This window comes from Synechocystis sp. FACHB-383 (assembly GCF_014698605.1).
Taxonomy (GTDB): domain Bacteria; phylum Cyanobacteriota; class Cyanobacteriia; order Cyanobacteriales; family Microcystaceae; genus Synechocystis; species Synechocystis salina.
This window is the reverse complement of record NZ_JACJTJ010000041.1, coordinates 144,026-162,627: the sequence shown is the minus strand read 5'-3', so window position 1 is coordinate 162,627 and position 18,602 is coordinate 144,026. Positions and strand designations below refer to the sequence as shown.

The following is an 18,602-nucleotide window of genomic DNA, read 5'->3' as shown; positions in this document are numbered from 1 at the left end:
TAGACTCCATGGTTGGTTGTGCTATTTCCTCCCCTGACTCCATCACTTAACCACTTTTTGACATGGGACAGCCGAGCGATTTAACGGAATCCACCCTCAGATTTTCTTCTTTGGATCCTCTGCACCCCCCTGTTATTTCCCAACTGACGGCGATCGCCAAAAGGATCCGACGCAATAGCCTCCATCTGCCCACCATTTGGCAAGAGGCGGTGGATAGTATTGGTTCTACCTTGGGGGTAAGCCGTTGCCTGTTGTTGACCAGAGATACCCAAAGTCGTCACCTACAGATTGAAGCGGAATTTTGCCAGCCTACGGTAGCGGCCTTCACCAACCTGATTGTGCCGGAGGAAAGTGAAATTTGGCGGCGGCTATTTGAGCAACACCAACCCCTCACCCTCTACGATATCCAGTTTCAAGGGGAAGATTTGGCGGGGCTGTGGATTTTCCCTACCCTCTACCAAGACCAAGCCAATGGCTATCTCTGTTTGCAACAACTGAGCCCAGCCCCCGGCCCCTGGCATCCAGAAACGGAAGCCCTGCTCCAGGAATTGGCCGAGCAAACCGGAACGGCGATCGCCCATGCCACCCTCTACCAAGAATTAAGACAGGCCACTAAAGCGGCGGAGGAAGCATCCCGACTCAAAAGTGAATTCCTGGCCAGCACCACCCACGAACTCCGCACCCCGTTAAATGGCATCATCGGCTTTTTGCGGCTAATTTTAGATGACATGGCAGATTCTGAAGCAGAAAGGCATGAATTTATCGAAGAAGCTTACCAGTCTGCCCTATTACTGCTGAATTTAATTAACGACATCCTCGACCTAGCCAAAATTGAAGCGGGGCGAGTGGGCATTGAATTGGAAGTGGTGGATTTTGGTGAAGTACTCCAGGCGACGGAAAATTTTGCCCTACCCCAAGCCCAAAATAAGGGCCTCAGCTTTTGCCTAACGGCTCCTCCCCAAAGACCCCTAGCGGTTTACGGCAATCAGCGTTGGTTGCTGCAGGTGATGCTGAATATTGTCGGCAACGCCCTCAAATTTACCCATGAAGGGGGTATCACAGTGACGGTGGAAGTGGTACCTCGCACTGTCGTCTGGGAAGGGGTGCAAAAACCAGGATTATTAAAAGTGAGCGTGGCAGACACGGGGATTGGGGTTTCCCTGGAGCAACAGTCCAAGTTATTTAAAAAATTTGTTCAAATTGATGGCTCCCATTCCAAAGCCTATGGAGGTACAGGATTGGGACTGGTAATTTCCCAAAAGCTGGTGGAAACCATGGGGGGCAAGGTGGCCTTTTTTAGCATGGGAGAAGGATTGGGATCCACCGTCACCTTCACTGTTTTGCTAGAGGAATTACCCTAACGAAGGGTGGGGACTTGACGGCCAATGCGGCGGCTATAGGCTTGGGAGTCCAACCCATCCCCTTGGTAAAGGTATTGGGGCGGAATGCTCCTCTGCAGTGAGGTAATGCGATTTTGGGTGAGGGGATGACTGCTGAGGAACTCTGGAGCGGCGCCACTCTGTCGCTGTAGTTTTTCCATAAAACTAACCATGCCTGCGGGGGCATAGCCTGCCCGCACTAGGTTCCTTAACCCCATGGCATCGGCGTTTAATTCATCTTCCCGGCTCATGGGCAGATTGAAGCCCAGTTGCATTGCCATTTGGACAATGTTATTTTCCCGCATACCAGCGGCGGAAATTAATCCCTGGGAAAGGCCCACATCCCGCATTCTAGTTACGGCGTCGCGATCAGCAATGTGGGCAATTTCGTGGGCGATGACACTGGCTAACTCGGCTTCATTTTCGGCGGCGGCAATCAGGCCAGTATTAATGTAAACAAAACCCCCCATGGTGGCAAAGGCGTTAATTCTGCGGTCATCCACCACCTGGAATGTGTAGGGAATATTGGGTCGGCTACTGGTGCGGGCTAACCGTTGGCCAATTTCGTTGATGTAACCCTGCAATTGGCGATCGCCGTGGGGACGAAACTCTCCCCGTTGGTAAAGTTGCTGATTAATCTGTTGCCCCAACCGCACTTCCTGCTGATCAGAAAGATTGGAAAGTTGAATCACCTGTAGCCCTTGGAGCAATAAATTCATCCAGGATTGGGCCCCCGCTGGAGACGCAACACCAACGGTAACAGTGGCGGTGAGAACAACAGTCAGAATCCAAGCAGCAAAACTTTGATAGCGACGAAAACCCATCTCGAATTAAGCCCAATTAATTCACAGCATCAGCCGGGGCTGCCATGGAACGGTAAAAGAATAGTTGGGGAGAATAAACTAGGGCAGAATCGGCCACAGCAGGCCAACTAATCATTACCATACCAAGGATAGCCATCGACGGATAGATCAATCCTATGGCCGGGAACCTAGGGCCTCTCCCTGCCCTATGGCAGTTCTTGATTTGCTCTAATCCAATCGAACCACTGGACTAACTCCTCAGTCGCCTAGGTTTCCTCAAATTTCTCACTACTTTGTACTAACTTTATCGTAGTTCACCGCCATGGCCACGGTTTCATGGTGTGGCTAGTCCTGGGCTAGGGCTTCTAGCAAGAGCGCCATTTGGCTGATCAGATCCTGCTTAACCAATGGTTCTAGGGGCTTACGGTCGGCGATTTGAGGACGATCAAAGTATCGACCCAGCCCTTCTTTCACCTGTTGTTGGATGAGAAATTCCAGTTCTTCGGAGGCCCGTTGACGTTGATATTCGGCCCCTTCTTCGGAGGTGGCGTACAGAGGCGGTAAGCGGTTGAGGGCATAGGCGGCAATGTCGGCAATATCAGGTTGTTTTTCCGTGGTTTTCTGATACTTAGACACCTGGGAAACCACCTCCGTCAGAACCATTTCTTCCATGACGTTAATGAACTGTTTGTGGGGCATGGCCACCACATCCCCGGCCAATAGGGCCGCCATCAGGCGATCAAGCGCTTCGTATTCCCCTTGATCCAAATCCACCCCACTTTCACAAAGACGACCCACTTCTGCTTCCATAGCGGGGGTGAGGTATCCATCCTGGACGGCTTTAGCGAAGATTTCTTGGATGCTCATGGGGGAGTTAATTCGGAGTGGAAGGGCTGACTTTGGGAGGAAAAAAGGACAGAGTTCTGGGACAGGTGCCGGCCATGGAGATTAGCTTAGTTCAATCAACGGGCCACAAAAACATGGTTTAACAATGTTGTTTAATCATATCTTTGGCCATTCATTGCTTTGACTAGATTATTAATTCCTAACGGCGGGGGGTGATGTAGGCGATCGCCGCTAGGCGCACAATGGTGGAACGTTCCGAGTCATCGACTAGCCCTAGGCCATCGCTATCTTGCCAACGAATAACACCGAAGATGGAATCCCCCGTTAGTAGTTTGACTTCCACCGGGGTTTGATCCTTGATCAAAAGCTGTACTTGGCGGACACTGGGTAATCCGCTATCAAATTTACTCATCGGTTTTCCTGCAACTCCCCTCAATCTTAATATGTTACCGGTATTTCGAGGATGGAAACCCCAAAAAACATCTGCCCACAGTCAAAGTATTAACCATCAACAAATTTAGCGGAGAGGTTCCTGTTGGATGCTCTGCACCCGTTGCAAAAGTAATTCTGGCTGGAGAGGTTTAAGCAAGTAATCATCAATGCCCTTTTGGGACAACGCTTGCCACTCCGCTGAGGATAGGGACTCACTCAACAAAAAAACTGTAACTTTACTAATGCGCCGGGACTTTTTAATTCCCCTGGTTACTTCCGTGACATCGGCAAAATCCCCATCCACAATAATCAAACCCGGTTGTAACAGTTCTACCTGTTGCAGGGCATTGGTAGTATCAATTAACCAGATGACTTGGTAGTTAGCCACAGTCAATAATTCACAAATCAGTGTGGCAATTTCCTCATCCTGTTCAATGACGATCACACTGGAATTAAAGGGCATAACCGCATCCAACTTATCCTGGACTGGTCCTTTGGTGGCTAGGGGTAAACTCTGTTGGGGAATTATGGTGGTGAAAATTGTCCCCTGTCCTGGGCTGGATTCCACTTCAATGTAACCGCCATGGAGCTCCACCAACTGTTTGGTTAAAGCAAGGCCCACCCCACCGGTTTCATAAAAGCTAGTGTAGCTGTCTCCAACTACCTTAAAGGCTTCAAACAACACCGGCAACTGTTGTTCATTGATGCCAATGCCTGTATCCTCCACTTGAAAAATAGCCTGGTTCTTTTCTTTCCAAATGCGGAGGATAACTGTGCCTTCCGCTGGGGTAAATTTCAGTGCATTGTTGAGTAATTGGGTCAGAATTTGATCGAGCCTTTCCTGGTCAGCGCAGAATTGATCCTGGCCTAAATTAATCTGGTAGTCTAGCTCTAAATTGATTTGTTGCTTAACCGCTACCCCCATTAGGGAATGGATCACGGTCTGGGCTAGGGTGTGTAGGGAAAAGGATTGAATGTTGAGGGCTGTTTGACCAGATTCAAGCTGGGAAAGTTGGATAATGTTATTAATCTGATTCAACAGTTTTTTGCCATTTTCTTGGATATTCAGCAGGTAATATTGTTGCTTGGCCGGTGGCAAAGAGGTGGGATGGTCAAACCACCTCAATAGGGTGCCAGAAAGACCAATAATACTAGTTAATGGAGTACGTAATTCGTGGGAAATATTATTAATAAATTGACTTTTAAGGAGGTTGGCAGCCTGGGCCGCCATGAGCGTATCCCGCAATTCCTTGGTCCGTTCAATTACCCGTTTTTCAAAGTTATTTTTCTGATTTTGCACTTCACTGTACAGTAGGGACTGAACGATCGCCACGGCTAGGTGTTCACCAATTTGACCCAAAAAATTCTTTTCGCTATCTAACCATTGCCGGGGATGGTGACACTGGTGAGCAATCAACAAACCCCAAAGCTGCTCTTCAACGATAATGGGAGCCACTAATTTAGCCCGTACTTGATAGCGTTGCAGCAGTCCGACTAAACAGTAGGAAGAAGAGTAGTGGTTTTCAATGTCATTGACTGCCACCACAGCGCCCTTGAGGTATTTTTGTTCGTAACTGAGGACTTGGGAAAAACAATCATTTTCAGTCATGATTCCCAGCATGGTGTCAATTTCTGGCGATCGCCGTGCTTCGTAGGTTACTTCTCCATATTGCTGGCGGGGCTTGGGGGCCAATGTTGACTCTTCCCCCACTGAAGCAAGGGATGGCTGATGGTAATGGAATTGGTAAATAACTAGGCGATCGACAAAGAGAAATTTCTGCACCGCCGTCACGGCTTTATTGAGAATTTCCGCCAAGTCTAAGCTTTGACGAATCTGGGCAATGACTTGGCTGAGCACTTTTACCTGGCTGGCCTGCAGACTGTCCTGGAGGGAAGGCTCTGGGGAAAAGCTAGTGCTGTCACTGTTGAGGATTTCCAGTAGCCCCAGGGTCAATTGTTCAGAGATGGTGGGACCGGATTGCGGCTCTGGCCGGTGGGGCATAGCCTCTGCTACGACGGGCAAATTTTGCTTGTCGATAAAATCTTCGATGATGCCCTGGGCAAAGGTGATCGACACCGCATAATGATGGGGAGAAATTTGTTCTCCTTCCAATAAAGCCCATTGCCCTGGACTAACGAGGAGCGCAAAACGGTGGTCGATTTCTGCATCAAGCACCGATGGCCCAGGGGCAGGTTTCAAACTGCTGGGTAAATCCCCCACAAAACACTGCACCCCATCCCCTGTTTGTTGGGCCATGGTACGCCAAAAACGGAGCAAGCGTTCAAAGGTGACAGCAGGTAAAAGTCGACGGAAAATGGGGGAAAAAGCAGGTAGCATGCCGAATTGAACGTAGACTGGGCAGCGGCATTCAAGGACCAAGCCCCATGGATTTCTTTTTCTATCATGCCTAGGTTTTTGCCTAACTCGTCAAAATCTAAGTATTTTTAAAGATCTAAGGTTTTTTTAAGAAAATTATTTTGCTAGTCCCTGCTAGTTCATAGATTTATTTCCATATATTTTCAACTATTATGCATCGCCTTGCTAGTCTTCCCGGTGGCTGGACCCCGGCCATGGAAGGGGTTATTGTCATTGAGCAAACTCCGGCCCCACTAATTTTTTTAACCGCCGCCGACACTGACATTCAGGCGATCGCCAGGGTGTGGCCCCGGTTGCCCGGAAATTTTCCCTCCCTGCGGGTTTGTAATTTGCTTAATTTACAACAGTCCTTTTCCCTCGATGACTACGGCGATCGGGTGTTGAGCCATGCGGAGGTGATTGTGGTGCGGCTGTTGGGGGGAAAAAGTTATTGGCCCTACGGCTTAGAAGTGTTGGGGGAGCTAACGCAAACCAAACCAGAGTTGAAACTATTTGTCTTGCCGGGGGACGATCGCCCGGATCCATCCCTGATGGACCAGTCCACGGTGCCCCTCACCGCAGTTCACTCCCTATGGCAATATTTTGCTGAGGGGGGAACGGAGAATATTCGTCACGGCTTAATGTGGTTAGGGGATTATGGTTTTGGCTGCAATTATCAGCCCCCTGGCCCCCAAATAGTACCAAAAGTGGGAATTTATCGTCCTTAAACGGTTTTTGCTCCACTGCAGACCCCTTAGCCTCCAGCCAAGGAGAATTTTCACTGGTCAGTCCTGCCACCGAACATCCCCTCGTTGCCCTGGGTAGACCTAGGCTAAGCTGGAACAATAAGTCCTCAATCCCTAAATTTGCCATGGTTAATCATCCTTTCCATCTTTTTTTAGCCACTGCCCTAACCTTTACGGTGACTGCCCCCCAGACCATTGCTTCTGGCGTTGATGATTTGTCCTTTGGTTTGACCCCAGAAGAAACCCTAGTTAGCTTGAAATTCCCCCAAGCTGGCGATCGAGGCACAACCCAAAGCTCCGGAGGGGGAGGCACTAGGGGGGGCAGTTGTTTTACCCAGGCCAACACCAACCTCAGAATAGTTGCTCCCAGTCAAGATACGTTTACCGCCACGGCTAACCCTAGTCTGTTTGTTTATGTACCAGCTAACAGAGGGGTGGAAGGGGAATTTGTCCTCGTAGATGGGGCCGGGGAATTAATCCATAGCCAAACCGTAGCGGTACCGGAAGGAGAAACTATTTTGGCGATCGCCGTTCCCACAGATGTAGCGCTGGAACCGGGCGGCGAATATGCCTGGGCATTTGCCGTTAATTGCACCATCGATAACCAAGTGGTGGGCAGTGCCGTGGAAGCGGGACTAGTACACCGGGAGTTGAGCGTTGAGGTAACAGAGAAGATTGAAGAAACCAATGAGCCCCTGGGCAAGGCTACCCTCTATGCCAACCAAGGCATTTGGCAAGACACCCTCATGATTGTGGCCAGTTTGCCGGAACAACGGGAAGAGTTGGTGGAATTGTTAGGCTCTGTGGGCCTGGATCAATTCAGCGATGTGCCAATTATTTTTGTCGGTACCGATGAAGCCGGGGACGTGCCCTTGGCCAACTGACCACTGGGGAGCAAATTTTGCCATTCCCCCTGGAGGGTGAAACCGGCCCAATAATAGGGGGAAGCAAAACGGGGGTCTTCCTTTAGTTTTTGCTGGGCCCATTGCAGAGCGGCGGCGGGGGCCATTTGCTGTTGCAGTAAACCCCGGTAAAATTCCGTCATCAAACGGGCGGTGGCTTCGTCGTCCACACTCCAAAGGCTGACCACTACCCGGGCAGCCCCGGCATACATAAACCCCCTAGTCAGGCCAATCAGTCCTTCCCCTCGCACTTCCTGACCAAGCCCTGTTTGGCAAGCACTGAGCACCACTAAATCCGCTGGTAGGTTGAGATTGAAAATATCGTACAAACGCACGAAGCCATTGATCGGTTCCCCGGAGGGATTGAGCAGGGAAAGCACTAGTCCCGACAGTTGGGGATTTTTGCTGTTGAGAATGCCATGGGTGGCAAAGTGAATAAAACGGTATTGCTCCATGGTGTCGGCAAAAACCCGGGCCCTGGTGGCCTCAAAACCTAATTCATTTAAACTTGCTTCCGGGGGAAAGAGAGCGATCAGTTGCTCGGCTTCCTGTTCGGTGTAGGGGAGTCGGTCAAAATAAACCCCCGCATCCCTGGCGGACAGTTCCAAATCCACCGGCAAATTTTCCGGACGACGGGCGATCGCCGGGCCTAACCTTTCGTCGCTGGCGGTAAATACTGGATCCGCAAACACGGCCAGCAAATTGGGGGCCGGTTCCCTCTGGGCCGTATTTTGCCGCAGAATGCCTAGGGTGGAAGCGGAAGGCATGGTGACCAATTCGTGGCGGTCGACTAGATAGGTGGGGGGCTGGTTGGGGGGATTGTCTGTCACCAGGGCCCCAAAGGGTAGATATTGCAATACACCATCGGGCACAATCAGTAATCTTTTTCCTGCAATCACTGCCGGATCAGGAATTAACTGGCCATATAACTGGGCTCCTTGGCTAACGGCCAGGGGGCGGCGAATGCGCTGGGTGGGCTCCAAAAAAGACTGGCGAAAGGATTTAATGGCTTCGTCTAACTGGTCGGTCTTGGGAAGCACGTAACTCCGCAGACTGGATTGACCCACCACCCAGAGATAACTACGATCTCTCCCCAGGGCATATTCCAACAACAGAGTTTCATCGTCTAAGAGGGCTTGGATTTGGGGCAAGTTCAACGGTTGGGGACGGGTAAGGGCGCTGTAGTCGGGGTTTTGCCGCTCAATCTGTCCTAAAATTCGGTCATACCGTTGCAATAGATCCGTTATGGCCTGGTCTAACTCTGCTTGTTTTTGCGGATCATAATTAGAACTATATAACTTAATTTTATTTTCCTGTAGGGTATTGAGTTGTCGTTCAATGGTTTCTTTTTCATTTAACAACTGAGAAGAAATTCCCTTGGTAATTTTCCCCGGAGTTTGGGCTAAAATATCCAACAAAGATCTAGCTTTGGCTGATTCACTGGCCACCAAAGCTTTTCCGTCCCAGCCTTGATTAGGTTCCCGTTGATGTTGTTCCATTAACAGATCAATATAGAACTGATAATAATCTTGTTTGGAAGCTAAAAAGCTGGTCCTTAGATCATCGTTGCCAATGGCTTGCCGCAGGTTTTCCACTAAATAAATTGCCTTTTCAATTTCTGCCATGGCCTGCTCTACTTCTCCCTGTTGCTTCCAAGCCACCGCCAACCAATAGCGAGTTAAACTTTCCTTCAGGCGATCGCCAGTCGTTTGTCTTAGGGTTAAAGCCCGTTGATAGTAATCGAGCGCTGTGGGTAAATCCCCCTGCAAAAAGGCTAGATAACCCAAATTATTTAAGCTACTGGCTTCCCCATTTTTATCCCCCAATTGTTGCCAGATGATCAACGCTTTTTGATAGTTTTCTTTGGCCGTATTAAGTTGTTGATTTTGCACTTGCATAAAAGCAAGATTATTTAATCCCGCCGCCTGCCCCCGCACAAGATCCGGTGTGGCCCGATCGCCAAGGTCGTTGATCAAACTTTGCCAATGTTGGAAAGCACTTTCTTCCAGGGCTAAAGCCCCTTTTATATCCCCACTGGTGAATTTAACCTGGGCTAAATTATGTTCAATGCCGGCGACATTACCTCGGTTTCCCAAGGATTGGGCCTGCTCCAAAGCCTTGTTATAAAAATACTCAGCCTGGGCCGTTGCCCCCAAGATAAAATACATTTGCCCTAATTCGTTCTGACTAATCAACTCCCCGGTTTTAAAGTTGGCTTCTTGCCAAAGCGGTAAAGACTTTTCTAGGCTTTCAAAGGCCTCCTGGTAATTACCCTGTTGTAATTGCAACTGGGCGATCGCCACGAGACTATTAGCCTCGGTTTGGATATCCTCCAAGGTTTGGGCGGCGGTTAATAACTCTTGGTAACAAGCCAAAGCCACCGCCGGTGGGGCCAACTGACGCTGAACTAAACAAAGAAAATTTAAAGTGACCGCCACCTGGGGTAAATTATTTTCCCGGCGCCAGAGGGCCAACGCCTGCTCCCAGGAACTTTGGGCCACTTGAAAATCTGTTAGGCTACCCTGCTGATAATGCTTGAGACCTTGATTAAAATATTGCTGGGCAGTGGCGATCGTGGTTTTACCTTCTCCATCCAAGATGGCCCCTGGGGAGGACTGGGCTGAAGATATTTGGCGCCATTCCATGCCCCCCCAAAGGCAAGCTGTGGCCACAGCAGCAAAGGCCAAGTTGAACAAAAAACGTACTGCCATGACCACTTTTTCTCCAATAAAATATGTTGATGAACAGCTAAGATAGAGGCTCCAAAATTTTCCTATCTTGTTTAGACCCAGAGAGAAATCCACTTCCTTGGCCCCCTAACCAATTTTACGTTCCCCCACTGACCCTTTCCCGGTGCTATGCCATGATTACCCTACCTAGCTCCCCCAGCTTAAAACTTCTTAAAATAAGTGCCCTCAGCGCTTCTGCCCCGTTACTGGCTCTAGGATGGGCCGTGGCCCCCAGCCAAGCTCAAATCAGCCAAGCGGTGGTGCAAGAAATCATTGACGGTCCCCAGGTTTACATCGAGGAAATCCAGGCAAAAGTGGATGATCAAGCAGAATTTGGCCAGGTGATAGTGACCAAAAAATCCAGAGCCGGTATCTTGTTCAATAACGGAGCGGCGGGGAGATTGAGCGAAAATGCCAGTGTGATTGTGGGTCAATGTGTAGAGCTGGAACGAGGTCAATTACTGGCTAGTGGTCCCGTCAATGGTTGCATGGCGGGGGTCAGTGTGGCGGTGACCGGCACGGTGTATGTGATGGAAAGAAATAAAGGTCAATCGGGGGAAATTAAGGTTCTGGAGGGAGCTGTGTTGGTTAGTGATCCGGAAAACCCAGGGCAAACAACCCAGGTTAAAGCTGGGGAAAAGGTCAGTGTGTTGGAAGGCATCATCGGTTCCGTGATTCCCATGACCCCGGAAGAATTAGTAGCCCTGTTGAGTGGCAGTTTGTTCAATGGCTTCAGCATACCCATCACTCCCGATGGAGCCTTGCAAAGTATGTGTTCCAATTTGTTACCGGGGCTGAGTTGTTCCACCAATGGAGCGAGCTACTCTCCCCCCATTCCCAGTTTGCCGGTATCCATTCCCTTGCCCAGATTCGGCTTCTAACAGGTAGTCAGCAAAAAGCCTTCCCCTAAGCTAAGTTGCTCTTGGAGAAGGCTTTTCAGTTGAATCGGAGCGGCGGGATTTGAACCCACGACCCCCACTACCCCAAAGTGGTGCGCTACCAAGCTGCGCTACGCCCCGAATTTCACAGAATCTAATCTTAGTCCTCCCCTGTGGCCCTTGGCAAGTTTTTTGGCAAATATTTGCGAGTGTTCATTTGATGAAATTTATTGGCATTGATTTAGGTTGGAGCTCTGGGGAAAGTGGACTATGTCGTTTACGGCTGGAATCAGCCCCTGCTGGCGATCGCCTTTGGGTGGAGGACATTACCTGCCGCTTGAGCTTGGCAGATATTTTTGCTTGGCTAGATGGGGGGTTAACAGCCCCGGAGGGGGCCATGGTGGCGGTGGATGCCCCTACAATTATTCCCAATGTCGGGGGGACAAGGCTGCCCGATCGCCTAACCCACAAATATTTTGGCAAGTACCATGCGGGTTGTTATCCGGCTAATTTGGCTAGACCTTTTGCGGCAAGAACCACAGAAGTGGGTAAATTGCTAGAAGAACGGGGTTTTCTCCATGCCCCGCAGATAGAGCCCCAACGGCAAGGGCGTTACCAAATTGAAGTGTTTCCCCATCCCGCCATGGTGCAACTTTTTCAGCTAGAGCGGATCATCAAATACAAAAAAGGGAACCTAGCCCAAAAAAGGCAGGGTTTGCTGGAGTTACAGTCCCACATTGAAAATGTTTTGCCCCAACTAACGCCGGCCCTGGACCTTACCCTTCCCCCTGGCATGGAGCCTTGGCGATCGCCATTGACGTTGAACGGCAAGGAACTGAAACGCCAGGAAGACCAGTGGGATAGTCTAATCTGTGCCTACATTGGTGCCTATTGGTGGTACTGGGGCCGGGAACGGAACTGGGTATTAGGCGATGCAAGTACGGGTTATATTGTGGTGCCCACTTTGAGCGCTGACCAACCTGTACCGGATGGGTAATGGGTCTAAAAACTCGCTAGGGATTGCTGTTGGGTCTGACTTTGACTTTGCACTGGCGCCGGCGATAGCACTGGCTCATTGACAAAAAATGTCTGGGCCATTTTAACCCCGACTTCGTTCACTTTCGCTTGGATTTCCTCCAAAAATTCGTGTAGCCCTTGGCTAATAACGTCTTCGATGGTGATGTAGCCCATTTCTCCACAAAGCCGACCCAGGGCCCTTTCTGCATCATTGCGCCAGGAACCTTGGGGAGTACCAGTAACTTCATGCAGTGACCGCTGTACCTGGAGTAAGCAAAAGTGGATAGAACGGGGAAATTTTTGGTGCAAAATCAAAAAACTGGCCACGTTGGCGGGGGTGATGCGCCGCTGGCTCTTGCGATACATTTCGTAGGCACTGGCGGATTTGAGTAGGGCAATCCATTCCACCTGGTCCAGGGGAGTACCCACCCATTCCACCGAAGGCAGCAGGTAATAATACTTCACATCCAAAATGCGGGCGGTTTTATCAGCCCTTTCCTGCAGGCGGCCCATCTGGCCAAAGTGCCAAGCTTCGTTATGGGTCATGGTGGCGTCCATAATACCGGCAAAGCGATGGCTAGATAGTTTCACCCGGGCAAAAAAGTCGGCAATGTTAGCCGGAGGGCGATCGCCTGCTTCTTTGACCATGAGGTAAAAGCGGTTAATTTCCTCCCACATTTCCGAAGAAATAATTTCCCGAATGGAGCGGGCATTTTCCCTGGCCATGTTCAGACAGGAAAGGATGGAGTTGGAATAATGCTGGTCGAAGGTGAGGAATTTGATCACATTGGCCTTGGTAACTTCGCCGTAATGCTGTTTGAAAAAGCCCAAATCTCCAGTGGTCATGACCAAAGGCTCCCATTGCTGTTGGGCGCCGTAGGGCAAATCCAACATTAGGTAAAGGTTCACGTCCACAAAGCGGGCAATATTTTCCGCCCGTTCGATGTAGCGGTTTAGCCAGTAAACGGAGTCAGCAACACGGCTTAGCATAATTTTCGGTTTTTTCCAATTACGGATCCAGGGCCCATTGTACAAAGCTCCTGGTGGTTCAATATGTTGCCATTCTGACGGAATGGTCGGGAGTCTTCTCCTGTTGAAAGCCGAGCCTGCTTTAAGTCCTCAACTTGCCCCGTTGGCGATCGGGTTATCATGGATGGCCACTAGCTCAGAAAAGTCTGGGGAGAAATGCCATTATGCAGGTAGAGACAAAAACAAGTCATGACACCAGTTATGACCAAGACTATTGCTTGTGGTTAGAACAAACTGCTATCGCCTTGAAAAACAAGGATTTTAGCCATCTTGATTTAGAAAATTTAATTGAGGAGATTGAAGATTTGGGGAGGAGTGAAAAACGCTCAATTTCTAGCTATTTAATGCGTCTTTGTGAGCATCTTCTCAAAATAAAATATTGGCAATCGGAACGGGAACAATGTTTTCGGGGCTGGAAAGTAGAGGTACAAAATTTTCGTTTAGCTATTGAAGCTGAGTTGGAAGCAAGTCCAAGTCTTAAACCATTTCTGCAGGATGTTTTTATCAAGCAGTATCAAAATGGCCGAAAGCTGTTTTTAATTGCCAGTGACCTAAATAAAAAAATAATTCCTGAAAAACCAGATTTTACGTTGGAGCAAGCTTTAGATGAAAATTGGCTTCCCTGGCAACCGGAACAATGGTTTGAGCCTCAGGAAGAAAGAAAAAGTCTATAACAATAAATTAATGGCAGACAATGGGCGATCGCCTAGGCGGGGGTCAACTTTCCAGAGGTTGCCCTTAGCCCCTAAACTAAAGTCTTGACAGATTGAGGTGCAAGCAACGATGAGTCAGGATTTTGATTACGATTTGGTGATTATTGGCGCTGGTGTTGGGGGCCACGGAGCCGCTCTCCACGCCGTTAAATGTGGTCTGAAAACCGCCATCATCGAAGCCAAGGATATGGGGGGCACCTGTGTTAACCGGGGTTGCATTCCTTCCAAGGCTCTCCTGGCCGCCTCCGGTCGAGTCCGGGAAATGTCCGACCAAGGTCATCTCCAACAGTTAGGCATCCAAGTCAATGGCATTACCTTCACCAGAGAGGCGATCGCCGCCCATGCCAACGACCTTGTCAGTAAAATTCAAGCTGACCTGACCAATAGCCTTACCCGTCTCAAAGTAGATACCATCAGGGGTTGGGGGAAGGTTTCTGGCCCCCAGGAAGTAACGGTGATTGGGGACAACGAAACCCGTATCCTTAAAGCCAAAGAGATCATGCTGTGCCCAGGTTCAGTGCCTTTTGTGCCCCCCGGCATTGAAATTGACCATAAAACAGTCTTTACCAGTGACGAAGCGGTGAAGTTGGAAACGTTGCCCCAGTGGATTGCCATCATCGGCAGTGGTTACATTGGTTTGGAATTTTCCGACGTGTACACGGCTCTGGGTTGTGAAGTGACCATGATTGAAGCCCTGCCGGACTTAATGCCGGGGTTTGATCCGGAAATTGCCAAAATTGCCGAACGGGTGCTGATTAAATCCCGGGATATTGAAACCTATACCGGCGTATTTGCTACCAAAATAAAAGCAGGCTCCCCGGTGGAAATTGAACTCACCGATGCCAAGACTAAAGAAGTAGTTGAAATCCTTGAAGTGGACGCCTGCCTAGTGGCCACGGGGCGCATTCCTGCCACCAAAAATTTAGGGCTGGAAACGGTAGGAGTAGAAACTGATCGCCGGGGCTTCATTGAAGTTAACGATCAGATGCAAGTGACCAAAGATGGCAAGCCGGTGCCCCATCTCTGGGCGGTGGGGGATGCCACGGGCAAAATGATGTTGGCCCATGCCGCTTCTGGCCAGGGCGTGGTGGCGGTGGAAAATATCTGCGGCCGCAAAACTGAGGTGGACTACCGGGCCATTCCGGCGGCGGCCTTCACCCATCCTGAAATTAGCTACGTGGGCCTAACAGAAGCCCAAGCCAAGGAACTAGGGGAAAAGGAAGGGTTTGTGGTTAGTACGGCCAAAACCTATTTCAAAGGTAATTCCAAGGCCTTGGCGGAAAAGGAAACCGATGGCATTGCCAAAGTGGTCTACCGCCAGGACACCGGGGAATTATTGGGGGCCCACATTATCGGCATCCATGCATCGGACCTGATCCAAGAGGCCGCCCAGGCGATCGCCGACCGCAAATCAGTGCGGGAATTGGCCTTCCATGTCCATGCCCACCCCACCCTGTCGGAAGTGTTGGATGAAGCCTACAAACGGGCAGTGTAAACCATGGTTACCATTACCGTTACCCCAGAGCAATTGAATCATTTGGATCTGGCTCCGGTGCAATCGTGGCTGGAGCAGACCCTCAATCTGAGCCCGAATCGGATTGATGAATCTGCCCTGGCCACCATCGAAAAACAGGTGCAGTTTGACATTCAATTTCCTAGGCAAGAAGGCGATCCCAGGGAATTATCGGAGATTCCCGAAGTTCGCCTCTGGTTTATTCGCCTAGATAGTCTTTATCCCTGGTTTCCCCTTTGTTTAGATTGGCAAGCAGGGGAATTTACCCGCTATGCGGCCATGCTGGTGCCCCACGAATTCCATCGGGTGGATGGCATCCAGTTCAATCCTGAAGCCTTGGATCTGTTTGTTATGGGCAAAGTGTTTGTGTTAGCGGACTGGTTAAAAAAATATCAACTACCGGCCCAGTTCCGTCTTAAGTCCTTAGCTCAACTGTTGGGCTACGATTTGGACGAGAATTTTTTGGCCCAGCTATAGTTGCCTTGGCGCAATTACGAACCGTTACCCCAAGATAATATCCGGTTCAACCGGAGCAAGGCAGGCCACGGTGCCCCAGCCAAGGGGGTCAAATTTCGTGCGAAAATATGGAGCTATGCGTAACCAAGATGATGTGCTACTGGAGGACTCCTGGGTTGATCCCCTGGACCAATTGGACGACGACGTAGCCCCCCCACCCCCGGACCCCGATGAAATGTTGGCGCTTCTTACCAGTAGGGAAGCCCCACAGAGGATGCTGGCGGCCCGGGCCTTTTGTGAAATTGCCGATCGCCGGGCAGTGGAGCCGCTGATCAATTTATTACGGGATAGCTGTCCCCTGGTGCGGGTGAGTGCGGCCTATGCGTTGGGGCGTAATACTGACCAGGCCATAGTGGAACCGCTCATTCAAAGTTTGCAAACGGATTTTAACGGTTATGTCCGCAAAGGATTGGTCTGGGCCCTGGGCAATTGTGGCGATCGCCGGGCCTTAGCTCCTTTAATCCATGCTCTAAAAACCGACATTTCCGCCGTGCGTCTCTGGAGTGCCAGCAGTTTACCCAACATTGCCAAATTGGCCTACGAAGATGTTATTGCCACCATTCCTCCTTTAATAGAGGGTTTGAGGAGGGACAAAATGGGCGCTGTCCGCAGTAATTGTGCCTGGGCAGTGGGGCAACTGTGTCGGGAGTTGCCCTCCAATGTGGTCTATGCCACGGCGATCGATGCTCTCTTAGAAGCTCTAGTGGAAGATGAAGATTTTGGCGTGAAGGAAGATGCCAAATCCGCCCTACTACGACTGGGGGACGCCAGGGGGCTACAGATGATTGAAGACTTGGAAATGGACGGTCTGATCTAATACGTCGATTGATTTGTAAAGATATGTAAAGAGAAACAGTTAAAAACTAACTAAAAATCAACACACCATGGCACAACCTTTAATTTTGGGGGTCAGCGGTGCCTCTGGGCTAATTTATGCCGTCAGAGCCATCAGGCATTTACTGACGGCGGACTACACCATCGAACTGGTGGCTTCCCGGGCCAGCTACCAAGTTTGGCAAGCGGAACAAAATATTCAAATGCCGGGGGAACCCTCCGCCCAGGCAGACTTTTGGCGTCATCAAGCTGGGGTGGAAACCGGTGGAAAACTTATTTGTCATCGTTGGGGAGATGTGGGGGCCACCATTGCCAGTGGTTCCTACCGTTGCGCCGGCATGGTGGTGATGCCCTGTAGCATGAGCACGGTGGCTAAACTAGCGGTGGGCATGAGTTCCGATCTATTGGAGCGGGCAGCGGATGTGCAAATCAAAGAAGGCAAGCCCTTGGTGGTGGTACCCAGAGAAACGCCATTCAGTTTGATCCATCTGCGCAATCTCACCAGTTTGGCTGAAGCCGGGGTCCGCATTGTGCCCGCCATTCCCGCTTGGTATCATCGCCCCCAATCCGTGACAGATCTAGTGGATTTTGTCGTAGCCAGGGCCTTGGATCAATTGGCGATCGACTGTGTACCCCTGAGTCGTTGGCAAGGAGGGCCGACCCCCGAACTGTGATGAAGAGGGACGCCAGGGCCAAGACCATTGCCTTTAGTCCATGGCAGCATTGACCCAAGGCTTTGGTTGGGGCCATTGTTCCGTCACGGGGATTAGCCGCTAAGCTATAAAAAAACCGCCCCATGTCGGCGGCTGTGGGCAAAGTTTGGCATTGCCGCCAGAAAGGTTGAGAGGAGGTGATTGATTAGGGCGCGGTTGTCAAGCAGTTTGTTCTACAGATGCTCACCCTCCACCTAACTGTAAACACCATGGCAAGACGTAAAAAAACTTTTCCCTGTGGCCATAAGGGTTATGGCCAAGAATGTCATCGCTGTGTGCAAAAACACATTGACCAAGAGGAAAGGAAACAGTCCCGGGCCGCTTGGAAAGCTACCTTTGAGGAAGATCCCATTGATTTGACCCATCTCCCCCGCAACGTGGTGATTAAGGCTAGGCAAATTCTGGCGGGGTTAGCGGAACAGAACGACTACCGCGAATTTTATGGCAAACGCCTTAGGCACGATCGCCTAGTGATCAGTATTCCAGTCACTAGACATTACCGGCTAATTTGCCAGGATGATGGCGATCGCCTAGAGCCAAAAGAAATCGTCTCCCACGAAGATTACAATGTATGTAAACCAGGGCATTGAAAAAACATTCTGTCCTGTGGGAAATAAGGCGCAAATCTTTGCCCATTGCTCAAAGCCTTGGAGGGTTACCTTGTTCAACCGTATTCTCGTCGCCTTGGATCTGTCCCCTGCAGGTCAAGAAGTTTTAGAAAAAGGTTTATCCCTAGCCAAGGCCTATGGGGCTTCCCTGTTGTTGCTCCATGTGTTGTCCGCCGAAGAAGAGGGCAGTCCTTTGCCCATCCCGGTCAATATGGATGAAATTTACCCTGCTGTGGGCAATGAATTAACTATGGAAGTGTGGCAACAGCAATGGCAAACCTTTGAACAGGAAGGGTTAGACACTCTGGAAAAGCGCCGTCAGCAAGCATTGGGTTTAGGCATCCACTGCCAAGCGGAACAAATTTTGGGCAGTCCAGGCAAAATTATCTGCCAGCGAGCCAAAGAGGATAACAGTGACATCATTGTGGTGGGGCACCGGGGCCGGTGGGGAATAAGCGAAATTCTCCTTGGTAGTGTGGGTAACTATGTCTTTCACCATGCCCACTGTTGCGTGTTTGTGGTGCCAACCCCGGACTGAGAGGCGATCGGGTCCTGAAGTTGACCGCCGAGCTTGCCCAAGTTAAATAA

The 18,602-nt window shown here is 50.2% G+C and carries 18 protein-coding genes and 1 tRNA gene; 12 read left to right on the top strand and 7 right to left on the bottom strand.

The annotated features are described in order from the left end of the window. The first annotated feature begins 62 nt into the window (after positions 1-62). Positions 63-1,361: an ATP-binding protein gene (locus tag H6G45_RS12610; RefSeq protein WP_190598759.1), complete on the top strand. Its 1,299-nt coding sequence runs from the start codon at positions 63-65 to the stop codon at positions 1,359-1,361. Here H6G45_RS12610 and H6G45_RS12605 read toward each other — a convergent pair. The 4 genes from H6G45_RS12605 to H6G45_RS12590 all read right to left on the bottom strand — a co-directional run bounded on the left by H6G45_RS12605 (position 1,358) and on the right by H6G45_RS12590 (position 5,798). Next, positions 1,358-2,203: a M48 family metalloprotease gene (locus H6G45_RS12605; RefSeq protein ID WP_190598758.1), complete on the bottom strand. Its 846-nt coding sequence runs from the start codon at positions 2,201-2,203 to the stop codon at positions 1,358-1,360. The genes H6G45_RS12610 and H6G45_RS12605 overlap by 4 nt on opposite strands. Positions 2,204-2,527: 324 nt before the next feature. Beyond that, complete coding sequence (locus H6G45_RS12600) at positions 2,528-3,049, bottom strand: late competence development ComFB family protein (RefSeq protein ID WP_190598757.1); 522 nt, start codon at positions 3,047-3,049, stop codon at positions 2,528-2,530. 178 nt (positions 3,050-3,227) lie between these two features. Then, complete coding sequence (locus tag H6G45_RS12595; RefSeq protein ID WP_190598756.1) at positions 3,228-3,440, bottom strand: RNA-binding protein hfq; 213 nt, start codon at positions 3,438-3,440, stop codon at positions 3,228-3,230. A gap of 105 nt (positions 3,441-3,545) precedes the next feature. Next, positions 3,546-5,798: an ATP-binding protein gene (locus tag H6G45_RS12590; protein ID WP_190598755.1), complete on the bottom strand. Its 2,253-nt coding sequence runs from the start codon at positions 5,796-5,798 to the stop codon at positions 3,546-3,548. A 191-nt stretch (positions 5,799-5,989) separates the two neighbouring features. Here H6G45_RS12590 and H6G45_RS12585 point away from each other — a divergent pair, with 191 nt between their 5' ends. Both H6G45_RS12585 and H6G45_RS12580 read left to right on the top strand, forming a co-directional pair. Continuing rightward, on the top strand, positions 5,990-6,544 hold the full coding sequence (locus H6G45_RS12585; protein WP_190598754.1) for a cobalt chelatase: 555 nt from the start codon (positions 5,990-5,992) through the stop codon (positions 6,542-6,544). 143 nt (positions 6,545-6,687) lie between these two features. Beyond that, positions 6,688-7,446, top strand: a complete 759-nt coding sequence (locus H6G45_RS12580; protein ID WP_190598753.1) for a DUF928 domain-containing protein — start codon at positions 6,688-6,690, stop codon at positions 7,444-7,446. Here H6G45_RS12580 and H6G45_RS12575 read toward each other — a convergent pair. Continuing rightward, the gene (locus H6G45_RS12575) at positions 7,377-10,175 is read right to left on the bottom strand and encodes a CHAT domain-containing protein (protein WP_199309745.1); all 2,799 of its coding nucleotides are present in this window, start codon (positions 10,173-10,175) and stop codon (positions 7,377-7,379) included. The genes H6G45_RS12580 and H6G45_RS12575 overlap by 70 nt on opposite strands. Positions 10,176-10,327: 152 nt before the next feature. On the opposite strand from H6G45_RS12575, the gene H6G45_RS12570 reads away from it, so the two are divergent. Next, positions 10,328-11,074 carry a hypothetical protein gene (locus H6G45_RS12570; protein WP_190598751.1) on the top strand — a complete coding sequence of 249 codons (747 nt, stop codon included), beginning with the start codon at positions 10,328-10,330 and terminating at the stop codon, positions 11,072-11,074. Between the two features lie 64 nt (positions 11,075-11,138). Here the strand turns inward: H6G45_RS12570 and H6G45_RS12565 are convergent. Then, a tRNA-Pro gene (locus H6G45_RS12565) sits at positions 11,139-11,212 on the bottom strand. 79 nt (positions 11,213-11,291) lie between these two features. Between H6G45_RS12565 and H6G45_RS12560 the strand changes: the two genes are divergently transcribed. Beyond that, positions 11,292-12,068, top strand: coding sequence for a DUF429 domain-containing protein (locus H6G45_RS12560; RefSeq protein ID WP_190598750.1), 777 nt, complete (start codon positions 11,292-11,294; stop codon positions 12,066-12,068). Between the two features lie 5 nt (positions 12,069-12,073). Here H6G45_RS12560 and H6G45_RS12555 read toward each other — a convergent pair whose 3' ends face one another. Further along, positions 12,074-13,078: an alpha-E domain-containing protein gene (locus tag H6G45_RS12555; RefSeq protein WP_190598749.1), complete on the bottom strand. Its 1,005-nt coding sequence runs from the start codon at positions 13,076-13,078 to the stop codon at positions 12,074-12,076. Positions 13,079-13,281: 203 nt separating this feature from the next. Here H6G45_RS12555 and H6G45_RS12550 point away from each other — a divergent pair, with 203 nt between their 5' ends. The 7 genes from H6G45_RS12550 to H6G45_RS12520 all read left to right on the top strand — a co-directional run bounded on the left by H6G45_RS12550 (position 13,282) and on the right by H6G45_RS12520 (position 18,552). Further along, positions 13,282-13,791: a DUF29 domain-containing protein gene (locus tag H6G45_RS12550; protein WP_190598748.1), complete on the top strand. Its 510-nt coding sequence runs from the start codon at positions 13,282-13,284 to the stop codon at positions 13,789-13,791. 109 nt (positions 13,792-13,900) lie between these two features. Further along, the gene (lpdA, locus tag H6G45_RS12545; protein ID WP_190598747.1) at positions 13,901-15,325 is read left to right on the top strand and encodes a dihydrolipoyl dehydrogenase; all 1,425 of its coding nucleotides are present in this window, start codon (positions 13,901-13,903) and stop codon (positions 15,323-15,325) included. A 3-nt stretch (positions 15,326-15,328) separates the two neighbouring features. Further along, entirely contained in the window at positions 15,329-15,820 is a 492-nt protein-coding gene (locus H6G45_RS12540) for a CRR6 family NdhI maturation factor (protein ID WP_190598746.1), read from the top strand. A gap of 97 nt (positions 15,821-15,917) precedes the next feature. Next, on the top strand, positions 15,918-16,676 hold the full coding sequence (locus H6G45_RS12535; protein WP_347338265.1) for a HEAT repeat domain-containing protein: 759 nt from the start codon (positions 15,918-15,920) through the stop codon (positions 16,674-16,676). 67 nt (positions 16,677-16,743) lie between these two features. Then, positions 16,744-17,367, top strand: a complete 624-nt coding sequence (locus H6G45_RS12530) for a flavin prenyltransferase UbiX (protein WP_190598744.1) — start codon at positions 16,744-16,746, stop codon at positions 17,365-17,367. Positions 17,368-17,615: 248 nt separating this feature from the next. Beyond that, positions 17,616-17,996, top strand: a complete 381-nt coding sequence (locus H6G45_RS12525; RefSeq protein WP_190598743.1) for a hypothetical protein — start codon at positions 17,616-17,618, stop codon at positions 17,994-17,996. Between the two features lie 70 nt (positions 17,997-18,066). Continuing rightward, complete coding sequence (locus tag H6G45_RS12520; protein ID WP_190598742.1) at positions 18,067-18,552, top strand: universal stress protein; 486 nt, start codon at positions 18,067-18,069, stop codon at positions 18,550-18,552. Positions 18,553-18,602 lie beyond the last annotated feature (50 nt).